Genomic DNA, 25,152 nt, shown 5'->3' with positions numbered 1-25,152 from the left:
CTGACGATGAACCTGAAAAAATTAATGTTAGCTGCCGCCATTGCAGGCAGCATGAGCGCTGGCAGTGTGATGGCGGATGAAGACACCATCAAAGTCGGCGTGTTGCACTCACTCTCTGGCACCATGGCGATTAGTGAAACCACCCTGAAAGACACCATGCTGATGCTCATTGATGAGCAGAACAAAAAGGGCGGCTTGCTGGGTAAAAAGCTCGAAGCCGTGGTGGTTGACCCCGCATCAAACTGGCCATTGTTCGCAGAAAAAGCTCGTGAATTGATTGAAAAGAAAGACGTTGATGCAGTATTCGGCTGCTGGACATCGGTATCACGTAAATCGGTACTGCCAGTATTCGAAGAACTCGACAGCCTGCTGTTCTATCCCGTTCAGTATGAAGGTGAAGAGTCATCGAAAAACGTCTTCTACACAGGTGCTGCGCCAAACCAACAAGCCATCCCTGCAGTTGATTATCTGATGGACCAAGGCGTTAAGCGCTGGGTTCTGGCCGGTACGGATTATGTTTACCCTCGTACCACCAACAAGATTCTTGAAGCCTACTTGAAAGCGAAAGGCGTACCTGAATCTGACATCATGATCAATTACACCCCGTTTGGTCACTCAGATTGGCAGTCGATTGTTTCTGACATCAAAAAGTTTGGTTCAAAAGGCAAGAAAACAGCGGTAGTTTCAACCATTAACGGTGATGCCAACGTGCCTTTCTACAAAGAGTTGGGTAACCAAGGCATTAGCGCCGACGAAATCCCAGTGGTGGCTTTCTCAGTCGGTGAAGAAGAACTCTCTGGTATCGACACCAAGCCTCTGGTCGGTCACTTGGCCGCTTGGAACTACTTCATGAGCGTTGAATCTGACGTCAATGATGAGTTCATCGAAGCATGGCACGCCTTCATTAAAGATGAAGATCGCGTGACCAACGACCCAATGGAAGCTCACTACATCGGTTTCAACATGTGGGTTGAAGCAGTGAAAAAAGCCGGCACCACAGACCCAAGTGTGGTTGGTGATGCGCTGATTGGTGTTGCAGTACCTAACTTGACTGGTGGCTACTCTGCCATGATGCCAAACCACCACATCACCAAGCCGGTGTTGATTGGTGAGATTCAGGACGATGGTCAATTCGAAACAGTTTGGAAGACTTCTGGCTTGGTCCCAGGCGATGCTTGGTCTGACTTCCTGCCGGGCTCAAAAGACTTGATTTCAGATTGGCGAGCGCCTTTGTCTTGCGGTAACTACAACGTCAAGACCTCGAAGTGTTCAGGCCAGAACTACTAGTTCTGACTGTTGTGAAAACCCTTTACCGGATTGCACACCGGTTCGGTAAAGGTGTTTCGTTCATCAAGTTCTTCTCCTTTTCAGTTGAAAAGGAATCACACGCAATGTGTACACCTGGATTGATGGCTCCGAAAGGCGCCATCCTTTTTCCGTTTAGTGGCTCTGGAGGATTACAGATGTTACTTCGAGTACTTTGGGTAAGCTTGCTCTTATTGAGCGCCGTGGCGACCACAGGTTTCGCTCGGGCAGATTCATTCGAGCAAGGATTAGAACAATTAAAATCCAAGGACTTCAGCCATATTGAACAAGGCATTGCTGCAATTGCCAGCAGCCAACATGCCAACACCGAATTGGTCCTGAATCTATTACTCAATGGCGAACTCTATCGTCTCAAGAAAACCGATGAGTTGGTTGTCGTCCAAGGCAAGCAAGACAAGAAACTCATCATCGTCAACTTGTTCGACGACAGTGGTGAGAGCGCCCAAACCGTCAGCAAACGCAAAATCAAAAAGGTACGAATTAACAACAGTATTCGCGCTAGCCTTAAAGCAGCACTGGCCTCGTTAAAGCTGTCCTCGCCTGATGTCGAGCAACGTCAACAAGCAGTCAGTCAATTGATGGGCAAGCTCACTCCTGAGCTTTATCAAACCTTATCTCAACGCCTCGATATCGAACGGGACAACTCAGTACAAGAACTGATTGAAGTCGCCCTCGCCGTGACCGACTTGAACAGTACTGACAGTGACTCAGCCGAGCAACAAACCGCCGTTGCAACTTTATCTGACAGCCTGCAACCGGCAGCTCGCAACGCCCTCGCACAATTTGTCGAAACCACTGATGACGCCATACTCAAAAGCCAAGCCAGCAAAGGCTTACGCAGCATCGATGAAAAGCGCAAATGGGCTGGCCATGCCGAAACCTTATTCTTTGGCTTGAGCCTAGGCTCGGTGCTCGTTTTGGCGGCTATTGGCTTGGCTATTACCTTTGGCGTCATGGGCGTGATTAACATGGCCCATGGTGAACTCATTATGCTTGGCGCTTACACCACCTATGTGGTGCAACTACTGATGCCAGACAATATTGCCTTGTCGATTTTGGTATCGATTCCTGCTGCCTTTTTGGTGTCCGCCTTTGTCGGCATTCTGATCGAACGTGGCGTCATTCGCTTTCTTTACGGTCGGCCTCTGGAAACCCTGCTGGCAACCTTTGGTATCAGCCTGATTTTACAACAAGCAGTGCGCTCGATTTTCTCGCCGCTAAACCGCTCGGTGGCGACGCCTGAGTTTATGAGTGGCGTCATTGAGATTAACCCTGTGCTTAGTCTGACCCTTAACCGCCTGTATATCATTGCCTTTTGTCTCATCGTTTTTGCCCTGTTATTTATGCTACTGCGCTACACCCGCTTGGGAATTGAAGTACGTGCGGTTGCCCAAAACCGAGCCATGGCGCGCGCTATGGGCGTTCGCTCGGAATGGGTTGATGCCATGACCTTTGGTTTAGGCTCGGGCATTGCCGGTGTCGCAGGGGTTGCCTTAAGTCAGCTCACTAACGTCGGGCCAAACCTGGGCCAGGCGTACATCATCGACTCCTTCATGGTGGTGGTGTTCGGCGGCGTGGGTAACCTTTGGGGCACTTTGGTTGCTGGTTTATCACTGGGTGTTGCTAACAAGATCATGGAGCCTTGGGCTGGCGCCGTACTGGCGAAGATCTTGGTACTGGTATTCATCATTCTCTTTATTCAAAAACGGCCACGTGGATTGTTCCCTCAGAAGGGCCGTTCGGCTGAGGGCTAAGTTATGACAACACATCCACAAATGTACGAAGGCATTTTCAACAAAAGCACCATTCGCTTTTTGGCGGTGTTGATTGTCGTGGCACTTGCTGTGCCACTATTGAATGCACTGGACAGCTCAAACCCACTGCATGTAACGACCTATACCATGACGCTGATGGGCAAGTATTTGTGCTATGCCCTACTGGCAGTTGCCGTTGACTTGGTCTGGGGTTACTTGGGTATTTTGAGCCTCGGCCATGCCGCCTTTTTTGCTCTTGGTGGTTACGCCATGGGCATGTACTTGATGCGTCAGATTGGCGACCGCGGCGTTTATGGCGACCCATTGTTGCCGGATTTCATGGTGTTCCTTAACTGGCAGGAGCTGCCTTGGTTCTGGCACGGCTTTGATCAATTTTGGTTTGCAGCCTTAATGATTGTGCTGGTACCCGGCTTACTGGCTTTTGTCTTTGGCTGGCTGGCCTTTCGCTCGCGAGTGACTGGCGTCTATCTGTCGATCATCACCCAGGCGCTGACCTATGCCCTGCTACTGGCCTTCTTCCGCAATGAAATGGGCTTTGGTGGTAACAATGGCCTCACCGACTTCAAAGACATCTTGGGCTTTGATCTCCAGTCCGATGCCACCCGCATGGCCCTTTATGTTGCATCAGCGGTAGCGCTGGGCTTGGGTTACATCGCTTGCCGGATGATTGTCACCAGTCGCCTTGGCCGGGTCGCGGTTGCCATTCGCGATGCCGAAGCCCGCACCCGCTTTATTGGTTACAAAGTTGAGAACGTCAAACTATTCATCTTTGTCGTCTCTGCGGTGCTAGCCGGTGTTGCCGGGGCGTTATATGTGCCGCAAGTTGGCATCATCAACCCATCCGAGTTTTCGCCGCTTAATTCCATTGAATTGGTGGTTTGGGTCGCTTTGGGTGGTCGCGCAACACTTTATGGTGCCGTGGTTGGTGCCGTCGCCGTCAACTACGCCAAAACCTACTTAACCGCCGCCATGCCTGAGATTTGGCTATTCAGCCTCGGCGCCATGTTCGTGTTAGTGACCTTGTTCTTACCCAAAGGGGTGATGGGGATATTGCAGCGCGAGCGGCCAGACAATGACGATAGCGACGGTAACAACTTGGACAATGGCAACGATTTGGATAACAGCGGAGTAAAAGCATGAGGCTCATCGAAGAATTTCAGCATCGCGACAAGGTGTTCGATTTCATGATGCCGAACACCAGCCCAGCATTGGACGTTGGTCAAGGTTACCTGCTCTATTTAGAAGATATCAGCGTCAGCTTTGATGGTTTCAAAGCCATTAACAAGCTCAACTTATACATCAACGAAGGCGAGTTGCGCTGCATCATTGGCCCCAATGGCGCGGGCAAAACCACCATGATGGACATCATCACCGGCAAAACTCGCCCCGATGAAGGCTCGGCTTGGTTTGGCCAAAAAATCAATTTGCTGAATATGTCAGAACCAGAAATTGCCCAAGCCGGTATTGGTCGTAAGTTCCAAAAACCAACCGTGTTTGAACATCAAACGGTGTTTGCCAACTTGGAGCTAGCGATGGCTGGCGCCAAGGGCGTGTTCACCACTTTGATGGCAAAACTCAGTTCATCGCAACTTGATCATATTGATCATGTATTGGGCCAAATTGGTCTCAAGCAACAACGCAACCTGTTGGCAGGCGCCCTGTCTCACGGGCAAAAACAGTGGTTAGAAATCGGCATGCTATTGATGCAAAACCCGAAACTGCTGTTAGTGGATGAACCGGTGGCCGGCATGACTCACCAAGAAATGGATCGCACCGGCGAACTGCTGACCTCATTGGCAGGCGAGCATACCGTGATTCTGGTGGAGCATGACATGGACTTTGTCCGTTCGCTGGCCAATCAAGTCACTGTGCTCCATCAAGGCTCAGTGCTTGCCGAGGGCACAATGGACCAAGTGCAAAACGACGACAAAGTCGTTCAAGTTTATCTAGGAGAGTAGTCGCGATGAACAGCATGTTAAGTATTCAACAGCTCAATCAATTCTATGGTCAGAGCCACACCTTGTGGGATCTCGACTTAGAAGTGGAGCAAGGTAAATGCACGGTGTTGATGGGCCGCAATGGTGTTGGCAAGACCACCCTACTGCAAAGCATTATGGGCTTATTGCCAGTCAAAAGTGGTGAGATTATTTATCGTGGACGTGGCATGGAAGTCGGCCTACAAAAACTGTCATCGGAGCGCCGAGCCACGTTAGGCGTAGGCTACGTGCCGCAAGGCCGGCAGATTTTTCCATTACTGACAGTCGAAGAAAATTTGCGCATTGGCTTACCTGCTCGGCCTGATAAACAACGACAAGTGCCAGAATTCATCTTCGACATGTTCCCGGTATTGAAGCAAATGCTGAGCCGCAAAGGTGGTGATTTGTCCGGCGGTCAGCAACAACAGTTGGCCATTGGCCGAGCGCTAGCAATCAAGCCTGAGCTGCTTATCCTTGATGAACCGACCGAAGGCATTCAGCCGAACATTGTCGCTGAAATTGGCGATATCATTCGCAAACTCAATGAGGAAATCGGCCTGACTGTACTGTTAGTCGAGCAAAAATTGCCATTTGCCCGTAAAGTAGCGGATAACTTTTGCTTAATGGATCGAGGCCGTCAGGTTGCCAATGGCGACATCGGCGATTTAGATGAACAGCTGGTGAAGCAGTATCTGACTGTTTAGCCTGATCGCAGCCCAGTGGTAGGAAAGCGCCTTTCGATGACTGATTATTTGAATGCAATCAATAATAACCAAGCCTCTCAAACCGACCAGCAGCGCCACTGGCCGGCTTGGATTGCCCTAGGGTTTGATCAAGCGCGGGGCAAAACCCGCATGAATCAAATGCAGTTCGCAGGGCCTTTGCGAGTTCAAAGACCCTTTTATCCGGAGGGTGACAGCTGCCATGTCTATTTGCTGCATCCGCCCGGCGGACTGGTATCCGGCGATGACTTGCACATTCAGGTTGACTGCCAGCCTCAATCTCATGCCCTACTCACCACGCCATCGGCAGGTAAAATCTATCAAGCCGATTCGGCCAATATTGAGCAGAAGCAACGCGTCGACATCAGCGTCGATAACGCCAAATGCGAATGGCTGCCAATGGAAACCATTGTCTTCGATGGCGCCCATGGTTTTCTCAACACTCAGATCAACCTTTATGGCGATGCCCGTTTTATTGGTATGGATGTGTTTTGTTTGGGTCGCACCCACAGCGGTCTGCCGTTTGAGCAAGGAATGATTGAACAAACCTTCAATCTCTATCACAACGACAAACCCTTATTGCTCGATCGGCAGCGATTGGGCAGTCAAGATCCACTCATTGAAGCACTGGTTGGTTTTAATAACTGTACGGTGTCCGGCACCTTAGTGGCATTTGGTGCCGGTGCACCAGAGCAACAAGTTGAGCAACTGCGCCAAGCGATGGCTGACATAGAAGAGGAACGCTGCATTAGCATCACCCAACGGCTTGACTTGATTTTGGTGCGCTATTTGGGCAATTGCTCAGAGCAAGCACAGCGCCTACTGCGGCAATGCTGGCAAATCTTGCGACCATCGATCATCAACAAGCCAGCCTGTGTGCCAAGAATCTGGAATACTTGATTGTTACAGTCTTTGAGTGATTTGCTTACTGGCATCAATTCAATCGACTATGATGCTTACAATTGAAACTGCACCAAGGCGAAAAAAGTAACAATAGTGCCTCAGACTAGACGATTAACAGCCATTGACAATATCGACCAACTCGATCTCAATTTATTGCAGTTGCTACGCGCTATTGTCTTAACCGGCAGTACTAGAGCTGCAGCTGAAAGGCTAGGTATTTCACAAGCCAGTGCAAGCCGCGGCATGACCAAACTAAAAGCCACTTTTGGCGATCAATTGTTTATCCGCAAAGCCCATGGCATGGAACCCTCGGAACTGGCGTTGCGATTAACCAAAGCCACCGACTTAATGTTGGAGCCGGTAAAAGAAGCTCTCTCCGCTTATCATCAGTTTGATCCATTGGCCTATCAAGGTGACATCGCTATCGTGGTCGATCCTTATGTCCTGCAAGAGCAGGGCCCCCAGCTCGCTAACTATTTGCGCACTCAATACCCCAATGCTTCGGTCGCAATAACAGGCTGGGGAACTGCCAGCATCGAGCAATTACTGCAGGGTAGCTTTGATTACTGCATTTGCGATCAAGAAACGAGTCTTCCGCAAGAAATCTATTTGCAACAGCTTTACCAAGAGCCGATGAAAGTGCTTGCTCGAAAAGACCACCCAGTGCTGTCCCAAGTAGTAGCAAGCAGCTGGCAACAGTTGGCAGAGCTGGCAGTAGTGATACTACCCCCACCCGATGGCAACCACCGCCCCAACTACGTTGAACTTGAGTATCAACAACATGGGCTAAGAGTGAATGTCATGCTCGCAACAACCAGTATTCTTGCCGGACTGGCCTGTTTGAGCGAGAGCAACGCAATCATGTATGCCAACCCCTCAACGGCGAAATTACATTCGGATATTCGTTGTTATCCACTAGCACAAGCATCGGCACAGTTTTCATTGGTGAAAGTGTATGGCGGCATGTTACAACGCCGCAGAAACCACCCGTTCTATCAGCATCTACATCAAGGCATCACCAAGTTATTTGGTTAGTGACTGGCCCATATCATATTCACTGAGTTATTCATTTCTGCATAACTGCAATACATTCTCTTTGTGAACTATCGAACTAGAATTGCCATGCATTTTAAGTGAAGGTGATTATTTATGTGGATGGCAAGAATTTTTTTATTATTGGCAATTACTACTGAAGTTGGCGGAACCAGCTCAATGAAATTCGCTGAGTCCGGTATATGGGCTTATTTGTTGATGTATTCGCTTATTTCGGTTTCTTATTTTTTTCTGGCTCTGGCGGTAAAGCGCATTTCTTTACCAGTAAATTCAAAAACTATCTTCACAACAATGAATAAAAGAGACAAATAGAAAAACATGCGAATCATCCAGATTCTAAGATGATCATCTGAGCTAAGGGGCTTTATTTTCTTGGTCAGAAACACCCTTTTCAAAATCTGCAAAATTTCTTTATCTGTTTCATTTAGCTTGAACACGCTACTGGGTTTCCTTATTCACCTAACAGTGTGTTACTGCGAACTCGAAATTTCTTCGAAAATCGCAGTTCAATTTTTTAATGATCCATTCCTGACTTTCCATCAAGAACAAGGAGGTAGGAGTGCCGAGGCGCAGCTTTCAAACCAGTCCTTGGTGTAGAAAGTGAGAATGAAGATTTATGGATGTCTACTTAACCACATTAGCCGATGCTAAATGGTGGTTCAAATCATAAAGATAAAAAACGCCATTTGGGTGAGCGCGCCCCTCACATCAAATTGAGGGCCACTTAAAACCGCCGCTGGTCGGCTGTTTTTTGTTGGTAGCCGGTTTAGCGGAGCGGCGTTGTTTGCTTTGCTCTTTGGGCCCTGCATCACCACGATATTTAAGTTGCATGCCTTTTAGCAGGTTGCGGATCACTTGATCTTTGCACTCGCGAAAGTGTTTATGGTCTGGTCTGCGGCTAAAGGCACTGAGCTCATGTTTGCTTATGTTAAATCCAACGTCAGCGAGCAACGCTAATATTTCTTCGGCTTTCAAGTTGAGCGCAATCCGAAACTTCATCAATATCAGATTATTCGTCAGGCGGCTCTCAGGTTGAGGTTGTTCGCCCTCGCGCTTGCCGCGTTTGTCATTGATCAAGCCATTAAGAAAAGTGGCTAGGGTTTTGTCATTGCAGGGTGTAAAGGCTGGATCATCGTCGCGCTTTAGCCAGCCTGAAATTTGCTCTCTGGTTACCTGCAAGTCGGCCAACGCAAACAGTTCAATGACCTTGGCATCATTGAAACTAAAGATGTATCGAACTCGGCGAAGAATGTCGTTATTGGTCATTTCGGGGGCTACATGGCTACATTGCAGCCGCCATGATACCCCTTCCCTGTTGCGACTAACAGCAATCAGACTACCGCTTTGATAGGTTCTGCCAAAGCGGCAGCATAATCACGTTGCGCAGCAATTTGCGCCGCGAGACCAGCAACCCTAACCGGCGGCAATGCCTTGGTGACTGGCAAATGATGATGGCTTAGCTTGTCGCCAAACTGTTGCGGACTAACAACCTGTAACCGCACCATGTCCGATAAAATGGCATCGGCAGCGGCAAGCGCCGATGAGGCCTTAACAATCTCAGCGCGAGCATAACCATCACAGCAAAAAGACACATCAGCCGCTCTTAAACCCGGATCGGCCCCCGGTATTTGCTGCGCACCGTACATCGGCTTGGTTCCGACTTTGGCATTGGCAAAGGCCGGAAGATACTGAGCCACATGGGCAATAGCCGCTTTGGTGCGGGTTTGCACTTCTGCTGCCGGCCAATGCTGCTCAATTTTATCGATAAATGGTTGTGCCAATTTTGGCTGCGCGCTTTCGGCGCATGTGGCCACTAGACCATCTTCAAACAGGGTGATGGCTTTGGTCATGCCATGGAGCTGGAAAAAGCCGTTGGCGTAAGGAGTTAGCTGTGCCATGCCCTGCGGGGTACCGCGCTCACCATGAATAATGACCTCTGGCCATTGGCCCTCAGCACCATGCCAGTAAGCAACATAGGCAGCTTTAAACTCAACCATGCGTTGCCGTGGCTGCTGCAACAAGTCATCAATTTCACCGGTTTGGAAGCCGCAAGCATTGACCACATAATCAAATTGCCAATGCTTTAACTCGCCTGATTGATCTTGACTGATAAGACGCCAGTTTGCCGCCAGCGACTCAGAGTTGTTGGCTCGGGGCTGGCGCTCAATGTCAACGATTCGGTGCTGCAAACGCAGTTCGCTGGCTTCGAGCGATGTCATTGCCAAAGATGCAGTGGCAGCAAGGCGAAAGGCATTCAGACCGTATTCTTGTACCAAGAAAACAGGAAACTGCAAGGCATCCAAATCCAGCGTTTTGGCAACGGGAATCAACCAATCATCAAAATGTTGAGCAAACTTAGGTGTGTCGCGCAGCGCCAGTTGTTCAAGCTGCTCCCGCTGGTATGGACGGAAATAATGCTCAGGTTCCCCAAGCACAGCGTTCGATGAATCTTTAGCAATGAGTGACTGATAATGGGCCTGCAATTTGTGAAGCCGCGGTAATAGTGCTGCAGGCGTGCTCTTATCCGTCGTTGGCAAGGCAATAACGGTAGGACGCCAATCGACGCAATTGCGGTACACCTTTAGAGTATCAATCGACTGTTCGAGTAGAGCAAAACACTGTTCATCGGAGATATCTCGATAGAGATTACCGCCGGCATGCAAATGACACATTGGCGGGCCATTGACCAAGCTGGAACCTTTATCAAACAAGGTAGTGGCAATGCCTAACTCAGACAATCGCAAGGCAATGGTTGAGCCGGCCATACCGCCACCAATCACCGCGACTTTGGGATGAGAGATTTGAGAGATGTTGTCAGACACCAAATAAACCCTAAACAGTTGTAGAGGTTAGTTATACCCGATTCTACGTTGTTAGGTCACAAAAGATGTTATTTGTCAGCAAACTAAATTTTGCCAAACCATGTTTGCTGAAATTGACACAGCAAATTACGGGGCTTTTGCTGTTACTCGCCAGCAAACCAACTGAGTTTTTGCTGCAACTGAGTCACGCTGCCAACAACAATCAGTGCCGGGCTCACGGCTTTGTTGGCCAGTTCGGCCAAATCGGCCAACTGTCCGGTCAATACTCGTTGTTGTGGCCGAGTACCATTCTCGATGATGGCACAGCTGGTTTGAACATCCATGCCCTGCTCTATTAGCCGTTCGGCAGTATAGCCACTTTGCTTAAGGCCCATGTAAAACACCAAGGTCGAGTTAGCCTGGGCTAACGCTTGCCAGTTAACTTCTTCGCCATTGGCTTGCAGATGGCCGGTAATAAACTGCACGCTTTGGGCGTGCTGGCGATGCGTTAACGGAATACCGGCATAAGCGGTAGCGCCAGCAGCGGCGGTGACGCCGGGAATAACTTCAAAGCGGACGCCCTGTTCGGCCAGCACTTCGAGCTCTTCACCACCGCGACCAAAAACAAACGGGTCGCCACCTTTAAGGCGCACGACCCTATTGCCAGCTTTGGCTTTATCGACCAGTAATTGATTGATTTGTGCTTGTGGCACACAGTGAAAATCCAACTGTTTACCAACATAAATCTTCTCTGCATCGGCACTTGCTAAGGCGAGGATTTGCGGTGACACCAAGCGGTCGTAGACCACTACGGACGCTTGCTGAATCGCTCGATACCCCTTCATTGTCAGCAGGTCCGGATCGCCCGGCCCTGCTCCTACAAGTGATACAAATCCTTGCTGATCTGATTTTGCTACTGTCGACAAACTGTCACCATTAACTTTCTAACACCGGCTCGGCGTTTACCGTAGGTTCTTCAGTATCCAGCGCGGGTGCTGTGCGGGCGTGAGTCATGTAGAGCGGAATGCAAGTACAAACCAAACCACCGACGATATTCCCCAAAATGGTTGGGATCAGGTTGTAGTTCAACCAAGTGGCCACACCAAAATCGGCGCCCAACATCATGCCCAGTGGGAACAAGAACATATTGACCACGGTGTGCTCGAATACCAACACAAAGAAGATGAAAATCGGCAACCACATCGCGGTAATTTTGCCAGCAACCGTGCGAGCCGCCATGTTGCCGATAACGCCAAGGCACACCATCAAGTTACAGAAGATGCCGCGAACAAAGCAGGTAATCCAACCATCAGCGCCCAGATTTTCAAAACCGACAGTGCGTGCGGTGGAAACAGCAATGATTTTTTGTGCCACTGCGTTCGGTTCAATGGTGAAGTTCATGGTCAATGACAGCGCAATTAAAAAGGCGACGATCAAAGAGCCAATCAGGTTGCCCAAGCCAACCAAGCCCCAACAGCGCAACACTCGGCCCCAAGTAATACCGGGGCGATTTTCCAACTTTGCCAAAGGCGCCAAACCAAATACGCCGGTGACCAAGTCGTAACCCATCAGGCTCAAAATACAAAAGCCCACTGGGAATACCAACGCGCCAACAAGACCAAGACCAGTTTGGGTAATCGCAGTAATGGCAACCACTACGGCAAATGACAAAATTGCCCCGGCCATGACGCCACGTAGCAATAAGTCTCGGCTGCTGGTTTTGGTTTTGGCTTCGCCAACATCAATCATGGTTTGTACAAATTCTGCAGGTTTTGGAGCAGACATATATACGTCCTTAGTTGTAATTTAAAGTTAGAAAGTGGGTTGTATAAAAATCTATAAAATTCAATAGACAAAGGCTCTAAACCAGACGTACTGAGTACGCTAAGGTGGCATTGGTAAAGAAGCATTTTTGCTATTAAATTTCGAACTCAATGGCGCTCGCTCTAAGCCGCAATTTCAACCAAGCCATCAACCACGCGGGTCTGATAGGACTTGACGCTGAACTCTGGGTTCTCCATGCAAACGCCAGTACTCAAGTTAAAGCGCTGCTTCTTCAACGGGCTTGCAACCCAAAGTTCGCCTTGATGCTGACAAATCAGACCACGCGATAACACATTCGATTGGAAGAAGGGATCGGTGTTGCTAATTGCCAGTACTTGCTGCTCTGTCGTCGGACGAAATAAGGCAACCTGTTCGCCTGCCACTAAGGCACAAACACCGGTACCCGGGATAATGTCTTCGATATTGCAAATCGTGGTAAATGCCATGGTACTTCTCCCAATTACTCGGCTGCGACGTGGAGGATGTCACCCTCCACTTGCGGGTTCTTTTCACTAAAGGTGGCAGGGCGATGCTGTGCACGCTCAGGGACAAACACCACATTGGCATCACGCTCATCTGAGTTGATGAAATGAGCAAAACGCTTGAGCTGCTGCGGGTTGTCAATGGTATCGGTCCACTCGCAGCGGTATTCCGCAACCAGTTTGGCAACATCGGCTTCGAGTTGGTCATTGATACCGAGCTTGTCGTCAACGATGACTTCACGCAGGTAATTAACGCCACCTTCTAAGTTTTCCAACCACACAGAGGTACGCTGTAATGGTGCGGCGGTGCGAATGTAGAACATCATGAAACGGTCGATGTACTTGATGAGGGTTTCTTTATCGAGGTCGCTGGCCAACAAATCGGCATGGCGCGGCTTCATACCACCATTACCACACACGTACATGTTCCAACCGGCGTCGGTGGCAATAATGCCCAAATCTTTACCTTGGGCTTCAGCGCACTCGCGAGTACAACCGGACACACCAAATTTCATTTTGTGCGGGGTGCGAATACCCTTGTAGCGATTTTCAATCATCACCCCAAGGCCAACCGAGTCTTGCACGCCGTAACGGCACCAAGTGGAGCCGACACACGTTTTCGCCATCCGCAGCGCTTTGGCATAGGCTTGGCCGGTTTCATAGCCTGCGGCAATGAGTTTTTTCCAAATGGCTGGCAAGTCATCTTTTTGCGCGCCAAACAAACCAATGCGCTGGGCGCCAGTTATTTTGGTGTACAAGCTGTATTCGGCTGCCACTTCAGCGAGTGCTGCCAATGCTTGCGGAGTCACTTCACCACCGGCCATCCGCGGAATAACCGAATAGGTGCCATCTTTTTGAATGTTGCCGAGGAAGTTGTCATTGGTATCGTGCAATTTGACCAACTCAGGCTTGAGAATGTGCTCACCCCAGCATGACGCCAAAATAGAGCCCACCAGCGGCTTACATACTTCACAGCCATAACCGCTGCCATGCTTGGCAAGCAGCTCATCAAAGGTTTTGATTTCTTCAATGCGGATCAGGTGGAATAGCTCTTGTCGCGAGTAGGCAAAGTGCTCACAGACATCGTTCTTCACTTCAACACCGGCTTTAGCCAGCTCGGCATTCAACACTGAAGTGACCAGCGGAATACAACCACCACAGCCCGTGCCTGCGCCCGTCGCAGCTTTGACCTCAGCCACGGTGTGATGACCGTCGGCCACCGCAGTGGCAATTTTGCCCTTGGTGACATCAAAGCATGAGCAAATCACTGCCGATTCAGGCAGCGCGTCAGCACCTAAAGTTGGTTTTTCTGCACCGGTATGGGCTGGCAGAATTAACGTATCTGGATGCTCTGGCAGGTCGATTTCATTGAGCATCAGCTGCAACAAATCACCGTAGTCGGAGGTATCACCAACCATCACTGCGCCAAGCAGCTTTTTGTTGTCAGCGGAGACGATTAAGCGTTTGTAGACGTCTAACTCTTCATTCTGATAAACGTAGCTCTTGCAATTCGGCGTGCGGCCATTGGCATCACCGATAGAGCCAACTTTAACGCCGAGAAGCTTAAGCTTGGCTGACATATCTGCACCGGCGAATTGGCTTTCGGCTGGCAGTTGATGACCATGGAGCAGGTGGTCAACAGCCACTGTGGCCATCTTGTAGCCCGGCGCAACTAAGCCATAAAACATATCGTTCCACGAGGCACACTCGCCGATGGCATAGATATCCGGATCGGATGTTTGGCAGTAGTCGTTAATGGCGATACCGCCACGCGCGCCAGTGGTTAAGTTCATCTCCCGAGCGAGCTTATCTTGTGGCCGAATCCCGGCGGAGAACACGATGAAATCGGTCTCTAACTCGGTGCTATCGGCAAATCGCATGACATTGCGAGACGTAATGCCTTGCGGCGCAATTTCAAGGGTATTTTTGCTGGTATGGACATGAACGCCCATGCTTTCAATTTTTTGTCGCAGCTGATTGCCGCCCGCTAAATCAAGCTGCTCAGCCATCAGTTTCGGCGCGAACTCAACGACGTGGGTTTCAACACCGAGAGCTTTTAGCGCACCAGCGGCTTCCAATCCCAACAAGCCACCACCGACAACAACACCAACTTTGCTGTGCTTGGCACATGCTTCAATGGCTTTGAGATCTTCGATGGTGCGGTAAACAAAGCAATCTTTGCTTTCACGACCTTTGATGGGAGGGACAAATGGATATGAACCCGTGGCCATGATCAGCTTGTCATACTGCACTTCCCTGCCTGTGCTGGAATAAACAATACGTTTATCTCGGTTAACGTTAATCGCCCGCTCGCCAACCAGCATGGTGACGCCATGCTTGTCATAGAAGCCTTCTTTCACAAGCGAAAGCTCATCGGCCGTGTGGTGGGAAAAATACGACGACAGATGCACGCGGTCATAGGCGACTCGCGGCTCTTCACAGAACACTGTCAGCTCAATCTGGGCCAGTTCTGTTTTTTCCACCAGGTCTTCAATGTAACGGTGACCAACCATGCCGTTACCGATCACGACCAGCTTCAACTTGCTCATACAACTTCCTAAAACTGCTAAAAACTGAGCGCATTGTGATTGGCATGACCAAATATTTATTTGATGCATATCAAATGCAACAAATAAAATACAAATCAAATGCAACAATTCAATAAGTTGAAAAAAGTTGATTAGTTAGAACAATCGCGGTTTAGGTGAATTCCTCGGAGGCCTTCAAGATCAGCGGGGTAAAAAGCGATAGGCGCAGCGCCTCGCTCCAGTGACGATATGCTCTTGACGAGAAACCTCTGCAAGCTTGCTAAACAGTGATTGAAATAACTCGAGCTCTGAGCGGCAGAAGCCCTGACAAGCAGTCGCTGCAGCGCAAATCGGGCAATGGTTTTCTAGCAACCAAACGGCACCGTCTTGTTCTTCCACGGTTGCCATGTAGCCTTCGGTCGTTCGTATTTCAGCCAGCTTTTCTACCCGTTGTGTTAAATCTGCGATAGCAGCTAATTGCTGTTGATAGAGTTGCTCAGTCGATTTCTCACGACTTTCGATAAGCTTTGATAGCCCTTCTTCACCAAAGACTTCTTTGACCGAGTCGATGAGTTGGAGAGTGAGTTCATTGTGGCGATCGGCAAATTGCGGATGGTCATTCGATGATAAAAACCAATAGCGAGTTGGCCGCCCGCGCTTGGCCTTGCGATCTTCGTGGCCCAGATCGCCACTTTGCTCAAGCTGCAGCAAGTGCTGACGAGCGCCCATGCTAGTCATATTCAACACATCAGCAATGGCTTGGGCTGTCATAGGGCCATTGGTTTTCAGCAAGTTAACAATTTCTTCAGTGGTTTTCATCATCCCCTCCTGAGCTCATTATGGCTCTCTCAACATAATTAATAAAGAAAAAGGTTTACATATTTAAATTGCCTGCTAGTTTAATAAAGAAAATGCTTTATTAAATAACTTATCACTTACAAGTGGAGAGCAAGGAGAACCAACATGATGCGTTTAGAACATATCAACCTATTTGTTCCAGATATCCAATCGGTATTGGCGTTTTATCAAGCCGCTTTTCCGCACTGGTCGATGCGCGGCGAGGGAAACGGAGATTGGTATGGCAAGCCAAGATATTGGTGCCACTTTGGCGATGATTACAATTACATCACCTTTAATTCGCCGAGTATTGGCGAGAATCGGGACTTGACCACCACCTCAACCGGGCTCGCTCACTTTGCCTTTGAAGTCAGCAACTTAAACGAAGTGATCGGCAGACTAGAAACGGCAGGCTACGAAATAGCCAAAGATGGTGCCGATAGCCCATATCGCAACAATGTTTATTTCTTAGATCCTGCAGGGTTTGAAGTGGAGTTTGTTGAGTACCTTACCGATGTCCCAGCATTAAGAAATAGCTATGCGGAGTGACAACGAGCGCCCCGCTTTCAACACGGGGCGGCCCATTACACTTCAATGTAACCTTGCAGATAGTGCACCGCGCCACCAGAGATAAACACCCGATCATTATCGACTCGACAATAAAGCTCGCCCCCTCGCTGCGATGCCTGATAGGCATGAAGTTGCTGCTTGCTCAGTCGCTCGGCCCAGTAAGGTGCTAAGCCGGTATGAATCGAGCCCGTCACTGGATCTTCGTCACCGCCATTGGCTGGCCAAAAATAGCGCGAGACAAAGTCGTATTGCTCACTAGCAGCAGTCACCACCACATCGTATGGCGCCAGTTTTTTCAGCTGTTCAGAATCGGCAACCACGGCACGAACATCCGCCTCGCTATCGTAAACAGCAAAGTAAGCTTGATTGTTTAACAGCACCTGCGCCGGTTGAATCGACAACCCGTCGAACAACGCTTGCGGAATATCAGCCACAGCTGTTGGCTTGCGGTTGGGAAAATCCATCTCAATGAAACCCTCAGCAGTTTGACTAATGGTCATCCGCCCTACAGCCTTTGCAACCATAGTCAGTTCATCACACTGTGGCAGCTGTTTGAACAGCACCGAAGCAGAGGCCAGCGTGGCGTGACCACAAAAATCGATTTCGGCGAGCGGCGAAAACCAGCGGATGTGATAGCTACCATCGGCTGACTGGACCAAAAAAGCAGTCTCGGACAAGTTGTTTTCTGCCGCAATCGCTTGCATCAAGTCATCAGCGAGCCAAGCTTCGGTGATCACCACGGCGGCAGAATTGCCTTTGAAACGTTGTTTGGTAAATGCGTCGACGATGTCTACTCTGATTTTCACTGTCACTCCTTGGTCATGAAATAACAAACAATTACATATAGTTAATTTAAAACTACGTCAATTAGCGTACTTACTCTTGTCACCAGTTCCGATAGCCTATCCGTTAGCTTTAGTTTTAGGAGCTGACGATGGAACTGTCCCCAAGAGACAAAGACAAATTACTGCTTTTTACTGCGGCTCTATTGGCCGAGCGCCGCTTGGCCCGTGGCACCAAACTCAATTATCCCGAAGCGGTCGCATTGATCTCAGCCGCCATCATGGAAGGTGCTCGTGATGGCAAAAGTGTCGCGACGCTAATGGCCGAAGGGCGCCATATTGTCAGTCATGATGATCTAATGCCCGGCGTAGCTGAACTGATTCACGAGGTTCAGGTCGAGGCCACCTTCCCTGACGGTACCAAACTGGTCACCGTTCATGACCCCATTCAATAGGAGTTGGCCATGATCCCAGGCGAATATCAATTACAAGGTGATGACATTGAATTGAATGCTGGTCGCCCGACCATCACCATAAATGTGGTCAACCATGGCGATCGCCCTGTTCAAATCGGCAGTCACTATCACTTCTTCGAGGCCAACCCAGCACTGGAATTCAATCGCAGTAAAACCCGCGGCATGCGCCTTAATATTCCGGCGGGTACTGCGGTTCGTTTTGAGCCCGCCCAAAACCGCGAAGTCGAGTTAGTCGCCTTTGCCGGCTCGCGCCACGTTTATGGTTTTCGCAACGAAGTTATGGGGCCACTTGATGGCAACGAGCTCACAAGCGAGACCAGCGATCAAGGTGACAGCAAATGAGTAAGATTTCCAGAAAAGCTTATGCCGATATGTATGGCCCAACAACCGGCGACCGAGTACGTTTGGGCGATACCGAACTGTGGATCCAAGTCGAAGAGGACAAAACCCAGTACGGTGATGAAGTAAAATTTGGTGGCGGTAAAGTCATTCGCGATGGCATGGGCCAAGGTCAAAAGTGCCGCGATGAAGTGATGGACTGCGTGATCACCAATGCGCTGATCCTCGATCATTGGGGCATTATCAAAGCCGACGTGGGCATCAAAGATGGTTTGATTGCCGCCATCGGCAAAGCAGGTAATGCCGACACTCAGCCAGGAGTTGATATTCATATTGGCGCCAGCACGGAGGTGATCGCCGGTGAAGGACAAATCCTGACCGCTGGTGGCGTCGATTCCCATATTCACTTTATTTGTCCGCAGCAAGTGGAAGAAGCCTTGATGTCAGGCACCACCACGATGCTCGGTGGTGGGACCGGACCAGCAACAGGAACCAATGCTACCACCTGTACGCCCGGTGCATGGAATTTGCAGCGAATGTTTGAAAGCTGTGATGACTTGCCAATGAACTTTGGTTTCTTGGGAAAAGGCAATGCCAGCTTGCCCGAGCCGTTAGCTGAGCAGCTTGATGCCGGTGCTTGCGGTTTGAAACTGCACGAAGATTGGGGCACTACGCCTGCGGCTATCGACAACTGCCTGACCGTTGCCGAGCAGTACGACGTGCAAGTGGCGATTCATACAGACACCTTGAACGAATCGGGTTTTGTGGAAGACACCCTCGCGGCATTTAAAGGTCGCTGCATTCATACTTACCACACCGAAGGGGCTGGTGGCGGCCATGCCCCGGACATTATCAAAGCCTGTGGCGAATCCAACGTATTGCCCTCTTCGACTAACCCGACCCGCCCCTACACCATCAACACGGTGGATGAGCACTTGGATATGCTGATGGTTTGCCATCATCTTGATCCAAATATCCCAGAAGATGTCGCATTTGCTGACTCTCGAATTCGCAAAGAAACCATTGCTGCCGAAGATATCCTCCATGACATGGGGGCGTTTTCGATGATTGCCTCGGACTCTCAGGCCATGGGCCGTGTCGGTGAAGTGATCTGCCGGACCTGGCAAACAGCCCATAAAATGAAGACCCAACGTGGCTTGCTGCCCGAAGATGAAGCCATTGGCTGCGATAACTTCCGAGCCAAACGTTACATTGCCAAATACACCATTAATCCCGCCATTACCCATGGCGTTGATCATCTGGTGGGCTCAATTGAAACCGGCAAAATGGCCGATCTGGTGCTGTGGAAGCCAGCATTTTTTGGCATCAAACCATCACTCATCATCAAAGGCGGCTTTATCGCCGCGGCGCCGATGGGCGATGCCAATGCCTCGATTCCAACACCACAACCGGTTCACTACCGCTATATGTTTGGCGGCTTCGGTTCATCGGCGTCACAAACGTCAGTGTACTTCGTGAGTCAGGCTTCGATTGACCAAGGACTGGCCGAGAAAATTGGCGTTAAACGCCGCTTGGTGCCATGTATTGGTGCCCGCAAGGCATTCAAAGAAGCGATGATCCACAACACCGCCAAGCCAGAAGTGACCGTTGATGCCCAAACCTATGAAGTCAAGGCCGACGGCGTGCCACTCATTTGCGAACCAGCGACCGAACTGCCGCTGGCGCAACGTTACTGCCTGTTTTAACGCTGGCAAGGTAAAGGACAGATCGATGTATAAACTCATCAGTAAATCAGATCACTGCCATGGCAAAGTGCTAGATATTGTCTCATTGCCGTTTGAAACCCGCCAACGCGGCCGGTTCAAAGCCGCCACAGTGACCGGTAAAGAAGTTGGCGTATTTCTTACCCGTGGCGAAGTGCTGCGCGAAGGTGATTACCTCACTAGTGAATGTGGCGAAAATTTTTTGGTCAAAGCTGAGCCAGAACAACTGAGCCAAGCGAAAGCGGCCGATTGGCTAACATTTGCCAAGGCCTGCTATCACTTAGGCAACCGTCATACACCGCTGCAAGTAGGCGAGATGTGGGTGCGCTTTCAGCCTGATCATGTGCTGGAACAAATGGTCGAACTATTGGGCCTAACCGTATCCACAGTTCATGCTGGTTTTGACCCGGAGAACGGCGCCTATGCTCAAGGCTTAGGTGGCCATAGTCATGGTCACGACCATGGTCATAGTCACTCCCATGAACACGCACACCATGAGCATGAACACGCATGAAGCAACAGCAACTGTTATCGCTATTGCATCTATCCAGTCCTAGCTTGCCGATTGGGGCTTTCGCCTACAGCCAAGGTTTAGAAACAGCGGTCGACTTAGGCTGGGTGAGCAACGAGCAGAGTTTGATCCAGTGGATTGAGCCGCAATTGAAATACAGCTTGTCACAACTTGAAGTGCCACTCATGAGTCGTTGCTATCAAGCTTGGCAGGCCAAAGATTATGGCGCAATTCAGCACTGGCAAGCGATTCTTCTTGCCAATCGCGATAGCGCAGAGCTATTGAAAGAAGAGCTGCAACTGGGCAGCACGCTGCATCGTTTGCTCAACAGCCTAGATTGCAATCTACCTGCTGAAGCAAAGGGCTTAGGCTACCTACCTATGTTTGCTTATGCCCTCGCCCACTTTGATATCGAACTCGAATCTGGCTTATGCAGCTGGTTATGGAGCTGGCTGGAAAACCAAGTCACCGTTGCTTGTAAAACCATTCCACTGGGACAAACCCCAGCACAACAAACCTTACTCGCGCTGATGCCTGCCATTGAAGCAAGCGTCCAGCATGGGCTTGGCGTTGCCGATGAGCAAATCGGCATGACGCTGCCCAACCTCGCCATGGTCAGTGCCTGGCATGAAACCCAATATTCTCGATTATTCAGGAGTTAATATGACCACCCAATGTTTACGCGTCGGAGTCGGCGGCCCTGTTGGCTCAGGTAAAACAGCATTGCTGCGACAACTGTGTGCAGCCTTGCGTCAGCATTACAACATCGCCGTTGTGACCAATGACATTTACACCAAAGAAGATGCTGAATTTTTGCTTCGCAACGAAGCGCTGGAAGCCGATCGCATTATGGGGGTTGAAACCGGCGGTTGCCCGCACACCGCCATTCGTGAAGATGCGTCGATGAATCTGGCCGCAATTGATGAACTGCAAGAACGTCATCCCGAGCTTGAATTAGTCCTCGTCGAAAGTGGCGGCGATAACTTAAGTGCCACCTTCAGCCCAGAGCTTTCTGATTTAACCCTTTATGTCATTGACGTTTGTGCAGGGGATAAGATCCCGCGTAAAGGCGGCCCGGGTATTACTAAGTCCGATCTTCTGATTATTAATAAAACTGATTTGGCTCCCATGGTGAATGCCTCACTTGAGGTAATGGACCGGGATGCCAAGAAAATGCGCGGCGAGCGACCTTTCGTATTTACCAATTTCATGCGTGGTGACGGTGTCGCCACCATTATCGACTTTATCGTTGAGCAAGGCATGTTGGCTAAGCGTGACTACCACGTTGCCGTCGAGCCAGCTACTGCAGAAACCGTCTAATCAAGGCAGATTAATCATGAAAAAACTAACCACCATGGCACTGCTCGCCACAACCTGTGTTTTATCGCCAGCGGCATTGGCCCACGCTGGCCACCATGACGTTAGCCATTGGTACAGTGGTTTGCTGCACCCGCTGACCGGCATCGATCACCTGCTCACTATGTTGCTGATGGGCGTGGTTACCGCTCGTTTATCAAACGGCCAAAGCAAAGTGCTACTATCGATGATTGCTTTGAGTTTTGTTGGCGGCATGCTGCTCACGTCATTATTTACCGCGCCAACTACCATCGAATACTTAATGATGGCCTCAGTGGTACTGGTCCCCTTGGCTGGTCTAGCGATTGGCCGACATCATCTGCTTGAAGCGGTAAGCTTCGTGGCCTTGGCACTGTTTGGAGCCGCCCATGGCTTTGTCCAAGGTTCAGAAGCCAGTGGCGCTGTTGTCGTGTTTGGCCTTGGTGCAACTGTCAGCAGTATGATGATTTGTGGCGTTGGCTTTAGTTTTGCCCAAGTCATCAAAGCTCGTGTCTGGAGCAAACAAATCAGTCAGCAAACGAATTAGAACTTCGTTACATCACAGCCAAAAGCCCGCGCTAGTCGCGGGCTTTTTTATGCAAGCAGTTCGCTCGATTACTTAAATTACCTTGAAACTAATTCTCCATTTACACCAATTATCTTCCAAGTCATAGGTAATAGAATGCTCTCCAACGCATGTCGACCACAATACTGAAGGAGGAGAGTCATGGATTATCAAGGCAAAATCTATCGCCCTTGGCCCGAAGCCAATAGTTTGCTGATTCAGGCGACTTTGGGTTGTTCTAACAATCAGTGCACCTTCTGCACTATGTTTGACGACAAACGTTTTAAGGTCCGTGACATCAACGAGGTGTTTGCCGACATTGACGAAGCGCGTGCCAAGTATCGACATGTTGAGTCGATCTTTCTGATCGATGGCAACGTCATGGCAGTGCGCTCCGAGCTATTGTTGAAGCTACTGAATAAACTCACCAGTACCTTCCCTGAGCTCAAGAATATTGCACTTTATGCTGGCTACAACGATATTCGTCGTAAATCCATTGATGACCTCAAGGCATTCCGAAAAGCCGGCTTGTCAATGGTTTATACCGGTTTGGAATCAGGCGATCCAATCGTATTAGAGAAGATAAAGAAGAACCTCAAACGCGAACATGTGATTGAGGGTGCCGCAATGTTGAAACAAGCTGGGATCAAAATGTTGGCTTCGTTTATCTTCGGTTTGGGGGGCAAAGAGCGCTCGAAAGAGCACATCAGAGCAACGACGGACATACTCAACCTAACTCAGCCAGAAGAGATTGCGCCAATGGCGATTGCCTTGCAACCCGGCTCAGAGTTGGAGAGAGAAGCGCAGCGTGGTGAGTTTGTTTTGCCTAGCTCGCTACAAGTGTTGGAAGAGGAGCAGTATCTCCTTGAGCACCTGAACTTTCAAACCTACTATTGGGGCGATCATGGCAACAACATTTCGCCAATGAAAGGCTGGCTACCCATGCATCAGCGCGCTTTTCTAAGCAAGATTGAACATGAAATAGCGAATAATCCCATCACCCAGCAGAACGTGATTCAAACGTTCGCTTGGTAAGCGTTAAACATCGCATGTGGGCTCAACTTTGAGCCCACTAGTTTAGCCTCGTAACCTAGGCCCGTTGGAGACGTCGATACAGTGAATCTTTTAATGCCGAGCGATCATGCTTCATTTGATGCATGTCGGTATCATCAATCGGCGAGTTAGCTAGCTCCAGTTTGCGAATTGTTCGATCGAGTTCATCATATTGCCGCATGTCTGCTGCAAACTCCTGATCATTCTGTTTCAGTTGATTGATTTGCTCCGAGTACTCAGGAAATTCATGAACTAATGAATGGTCTTCGCCTAACATGTGGCCTCCACTTAGCCATCCCATAGGATCAGGGAAAAACTCAAATGTAGTCGCCAAAGGAGAAGTTGTCGTGCAAAATGGTTATCTCCTAACCGCCTTGCTCGAGTGCCTTAAACTCAACTTCAGCCATGAGTTGCTCTAGCTTCTGTGCACTTGGTACATCAACCCCATGCTGCGTCACAGCCCAAGCAGCTAATGCACTTGCCCTGATTAAGCATTTCTCGGTACTTGAGTCGGTTAACCAACCGAGGCTTAAACCTGCGACTAAGGTGTCGCCAGCACCAACCGTACTCTCAATCTCAACCTTTGGTGGCAAACATTGGTGTTGACCAAACGGACCAAACGAGTAAAGGCCATCTCTACCGGCCGACACAACGAGGGTTTGCACACTACTGTCACACACAGAATTCACCAGAGCTGGGAGATTTGTTTTGCTCACCGATTCACCAACTAGCTCTGCAAATTCGTCGATATTGGGTTTTAATAGATCAGGCTCTGCAAGCACGGCGGCTTTCAAGGCGGCACCGCTGGTATCGACATAAACCTTGCCGCCATTAGCTTTAACTGTACCAATCAATTGTTGGATATAGCCTGGGTCTACACCGCGCGGCAAGCTGCCAGCAATAACCACTAAGCTATTGTCGTTCACTAGCTCCGTGAGCTGCTCAATTAACTCTTTTTGATAGGCTTTAGCGACCTCAAAGCTCGGAAAGTTAACATCGGTCACTCGGCCATTTGACTCGGCTAGTTTGACATTCACTCGTGTGTTTCCTGGCACACGAACAAACGCATCCGTCATCTTCCATTGCTTGAATAACTCGACAAAATCGTTGTCGTTATCGGAACCGAGGAATCCTGTAACGATGACGCTTTGTCCCAACTGAGCTAATACACAAGCAACGTTGATGCCCTTACCCGCTGGACGAAGGCTTGCCCGCTCAATCAAATTAACAGCGCCCGGCTTTAGAATCTGAAGGTTACCGGTTTGGTCTAATGCCGGGTTGAGCGTAACGGTAATGACATGCCTCATTGCCCTTGCTCCATTCCTTATTCCATGCATTTTTAATGCAGTCTACAGCAACGCCTCTTGCCTTGCTTGATTCGAGCAAATAACATTTTTTATTGCTCTAAAACGACAAAAGCCCGCGTATTAACGCGGGCTCTCTGAATAATGGCGGAGAGGGAAGGATTATGCGTCGCTTCGCTCCTTCCCTTCGGGCCATCGCCGATGGCGATGTTGTCTCGCGCTACGCGCTCGGCTCGAACCCACGAGGCTTCTCACCCTCCCAAGCT

27 protein-coding genes and 1 other RNA gene are annotated in these 25,152 nt (G+C 49.7%); 17 read left to right on the top strand and 11 right to left on the bottom strand.

Features of this window, described 5'->3' with window-relative positions:
- The first annotated feature begins 6 nt into the window (after positions 1-6).
- The 8 genes from urtA to CBE68_RS19075 all read left to right on the top strand — a co-directional run bounded on the left by urtA (position 7) and on the right by CBE68_RS19075 (position 8,067).
- Positions 7-1,287, top strand: a complete 1,281-nt coding sequence (gene urtA, locus CBE68_RS10045; RefSeq protein ID WP_143824538.1) for an urea ABC transporter substrate-binding protein — start codon at positions 7-9, stop codon at positions 1,285-1,287.
- A 176-nt stretch (positions 1,288-1,463) separates the two neighbouring features.
- The gene (gene urtB, locus CBE68_RS10040) at positions 1,464-3,080 is read left to right on the top strand and encodes an urea ABC transporter permease subunit UrtB (protein WP_087505952.1); all 1,617 of its coding nucleotides are present in this window, start codon (positions 1,464-1,466) and stop codon (positions 3,078-3,080) included.
- A gap of 3 nt (positions 3,081-3,083) precedes the next feature.
- Entirely contained in the window at positions 3,084-4,241 is a 1,158-nt protein-coding gene (urtC, locus tag CBE68_RS10035) for an urea ABC transporter permease subunit UrtC (protein WP_229744697.1), read from the top strand.
- A gap of 44 nt (positions 4,242-4,285) precedes the next feature.
- Positions 4,286-5,059 (top strand): urea ABC transporter ATP-binding protein UrtD, encoded by a 774-nt coding sequence (gene urtD / locus CBE68_RS10030; protein ID WP_229744704.1) that lies wholly within the window; start codon positions 4,286-4,288, stop codon positions 5,057-5,059.
- A 14-nt stretch (positions 5,060-5,073) separates the two neighbouring features.
- Entirely contained in the window at positions 5,074-5,781 is a 708-nt protein-coding gene (gene urtE / locus CBE68_RS10025) for an urea ABC transporter ATP-binding subunit UrtE (protein ID WP_087506023.1), read from the top strand.
- A 36-nt stretch (positions 5,782-5,817) separates the two neighbouring features.
- The gene (locus tag CBE68_RS10020) at positions 5,818-6,699 is read left to right on the top strand and encodes an urease accessory protein UreD (RefSeq protein WP_087505950.1); all 882 of its coding nucleotides are present in this window, start codon (positions 5,818-5,820) and stop codon (positions 6,697-6,699) included.
- Positions 6,700-6,795: 96 nt separating this feature from the next.
- A complete protein-coding gene (locus tag CBE68_RS10015; RefSeq protein ID WP_087505949.1) occupies positions 6,796-7,737 on the top strand; it encodes a LysR family transcriptional regulator in 942 nt (313 codons plus the stop codon).
- Between the two features lie 114 nt (positions 7,738-7,851).
- Positions 7,852-8,067, top strand: a complete 216-nt coding sequence (locus CBE68_RS19075) for an SMR family transporter (protein ID WP_087505948.1) — start codon at positions 7,852-7,854, stop codon at positions 8,065-8,067.
- Between the two features lie 396 nt (positions 8,068-8,463).
- Here CBE68_RS19075 and CBE68_RS10005 read toward each other — a convergent pair whose 3' ends face one another.
- The 7 genes from CBE68_RS10005 to CBE68_RS09975 form a co-directional block, all read right to left on the bottom strand.
- Positions 8,464-9,021 carry a YehS family protein gene (locus CBE68_RS10005; RefSeq protein ID WP_087505947.1) on the bottom strand — a complete coding sequence of 186 codons (558 nt, stop codon included), beginning with the start codon at positions 9,019-9,021 and terminating at the stop codon, positions 8,464-8,466.
- A gap of 65 nt (positions 9,022-9,086) precedes the next feature.
- On the bottom strand, positions 9,087-10,577 hold the full coding sequence (locus CBE68_RS10000; protein WP_229744698.1) for an FAD-dependent oxidoreductase: 1,491 nt from the start codon (positions 10,575-10,577) through the stop codon (positions 9,087-9,089).
- Positions 10,578-10,720: 143 nt separating this feature from the next.
- Positions 10,721-11,482, bottom strand: coding sequence for a uroporphyrinogen-III C-methyltransferase (cobA, locus tag CBE68_RS09995; RefSeq protein ID WP_087505946.1), 762 nt, complete (start codon positions 11,480-11,482; stop codon positions 10,721-10,723).
- 10 nt (positions 11,483-11,492) lie between these two features.
- Positions 11,493-12,341, bottom strand: coding sequence for a formate/nitrite transporter family protein (locus CBE68_RS09990; protein ID WP_087505945.1), 849 nt, complete (start codon positions 12,339-12,341; stop codon positions 11,493-11,495).
- Between the two features lie 161 nt (positions 12,342-12,502).
- Complete coding sequence (gene nirD / locus CBE68_RS09985; RefSeq protein WP_087505944.1) at positions 12,503-12,826, bottom strand: nitrite reductase small subunit NirD; 324 nt, start codon at positions 12,824-12,826, stop codon at positions 12,503-12,505.
- A gap of 14 nt (positions 12,827-12,840) precedes the next feature.
- The gene (nirB, locus tag CBE68_RS09980; protein ID WP_087505943.1) at positions 12,841-15,411 is read right to left on the bottom strand and encodes a nitrite reductase large subunit NirB; all 2,571 of its coding nucleotides are present in this window, start codon (positions 15,409-15,411) and stop codon (positions 12,841-12,843) included.
- Positions 15,412-15,591: 180 nt separating this feature from the next.
- Positions 15,592-16,209, bottom strand: a complete 618-nt coding sequence (locus tag CBE68_RS09975) for a helix-turn-helix transcriptional regulator (RefSeq protein WP_087506021.1) — start codon at positions 16,207-16,209, stop codon at positions 15,592-15,594.
- Between the two features lie 144 nt (positions 16,210-16,353).
- Here CBE68_RS09975 and CBE68_RS09970 point away from each other — a divergent pair, with 144 nt between their 5' ends.
- On the top strand, positions 16,354-16,776 hold the full coding sequence (locus CBE68_RS09970) for a VOC family protein (RefSeq protein ID WP_087505942.1): 423 nt from the start codon (positions 16,354-16,356) through the stop codon (positions 16,774-16,776).
- A 35-nt stretch (positions 16,777-16,811) separates the two neighbouring features.
- On the opposite strand, the gene CBE68_RS09965 is transcribed toward CBE68_RS09970, so the two are convergent.
- The gene (locus tag CBE68_RS09965; protein ID WP_087505941.1) at positions 16,812-17,603 is read right to left on the bottom strand and encodes a PhzF family phenazine biosynthesis protein; all 792 of its coding nucleotides are present in this window, start codon (positions 17,601-17,603) and stop codon (positions 16,812-16,814) included.
- Positions 17,604-17,731: 128 nt separating this feature from the next.
- Here CBE68_RS09965 and ureA point away from each other — a divergent pair, with 128 nt between their 5' ends.
- From ureA to CBE68_RS09925, 8 genes are all read left to right on the top strand, one after another.
- Positions 17,732-18,034, top strand: a complete 303-nt coding sequence (ureA, locus tag CBE68_RS09960; RefSeq protein WP_087505940.1) for an urease subunit gamma — start codon at positions 17,732-17,734, stop codon at positions 18,032-18,034.
- Positions 18,035-18,043: 9 nt separating this feature from the next.
- A complete protein-coding gene (locus CBE68_RS09955; protein ID WP_087505939.1) occupies positions 18,044-18,397 on the top strand; it encodes an urease subunit beta in 354 nt (117 codons plus the stop codon).
- A complete protein-coding gene (ureC, locus tag CBE68_RS09950; RefSeq protein ID WP_087505938.1) occupies positions 18,394-20,100 on the top strand; it encodes an urease subunit alpha in 1,707 nt (568 codons plus the stop codon). Before CBE68_RS09955 ends, ureC begins: the two co-directional genes overlap by 4 nt.
- Positions 20,101-20,125: 25 nt before the next feature.
- The gene (gene ureE, locus CBE68_RS09945) at positions 20,126-20,632 is read left to right on the top strand and encodes an urease accessory protein UreE (RefSeq protein ID WP_087505937.1); all 507 of its coding nucleotides are present in this window, start codon (positions 20,126-20,128) and stop codon (positions 20,630-20,632) included.
- Positions 20,629-21,291 (top strand): urease accessory protein UreF, encoded by a 663-nt coding sequence (locus CBE68_RS09940; protein ID WP_087505936.1) that lies wholly within the window; start codon positions 20,629-20,631, stop codon positions 21,289-21,291. Before ureE ends, CBE68_RS09940 begins: the two co-directional genes overlap by 4 nt.
- A 1-nt stretch (position 21,292) precedes the next feature.
- The gene (gene ureG / locus CBE68_RS09935) at positions 21,293-21,949 is read left to right on the top strand and encodes an urease accessory protein UreG (protein WP_087505935.1); all 657 of its coding nucleotides are present in this window, start codon (positions 21,293-21,295) and stop codon (positions 21,947-21,949) included.
- 16 nt (positions 21,950-21,965) lie between these two features.
- Positions 21,966-22,511, top strand: a complete 546-nt coding sequence (locus CBE68_RS09930) for a HupE/UreJ family protein (protein ID WP_087505934.1) — start codon at positions 21,966-21,968, stop codon at positions 22,509-22,511.
- Between the two features lie 180 nt (positions 22,512-22,691).
- A complete protein-coding gene (locus CBE68_RS09925; RefSeq protein WP_087505933.1) occupies positions 22,692-23,564 on the top strand; it encodes a radical SAM protein in 873 nt (290 codons plus the stop codon).
- A gap of 55 nt (positions 23,565-23,619) precedes the next feature.
- Here the strand turns inward: CBE68_RS09925 and CBE68_RS09920 are convergent, their stop codons facing one another.
- From CBE68_RS09920 to CBE68_RS09910, 3 genes are all read right to left on the bottom strand, one after another.
- Entirely contained in the window at positions 23,620-23,859 is a 240-nt protein-coding gene (locus tag CBE68_RS09920; RefSeq protein WP_087505932.1) for a YdcH family protein, read from the bottom strand.
- Between the two features lie 88 nt (positions 23,860-23,947).
- Positions 23,948-24,889, bottom strand: a complete 942-nt coding sequence (locus CBE68_RS09915; RefSeq protein ID WP_158100568.1) for a 1-phosphofructokinase family hexose kinase — start codon at positions 24,887-24,889, stop codon at positions 23,948-23,950.
- A gap of 142 nt (positions 24,890-25,031) precedes the next feature.
- A non-coding RNA gene (locus tag CBE68_RS09910) (RtT sRNA) lies at positions 25,032-25,147 on the bottom strand.
- Positions 25,148-25,152 lie beyond the last annotated feature (5 nt).

It is taken from the genome of Neiella marina, from assembly GCF_002165625.1.
Taxonomy (GTDB): Bacteria; Pseudomonadota; Gammaproteobacteria; order Enterobacterales; family Neiellaceae; genus Neiella; species Neiella marina.
This window is presented reverse-complemented; position numbering and strand designations above follow the sequence as displayed.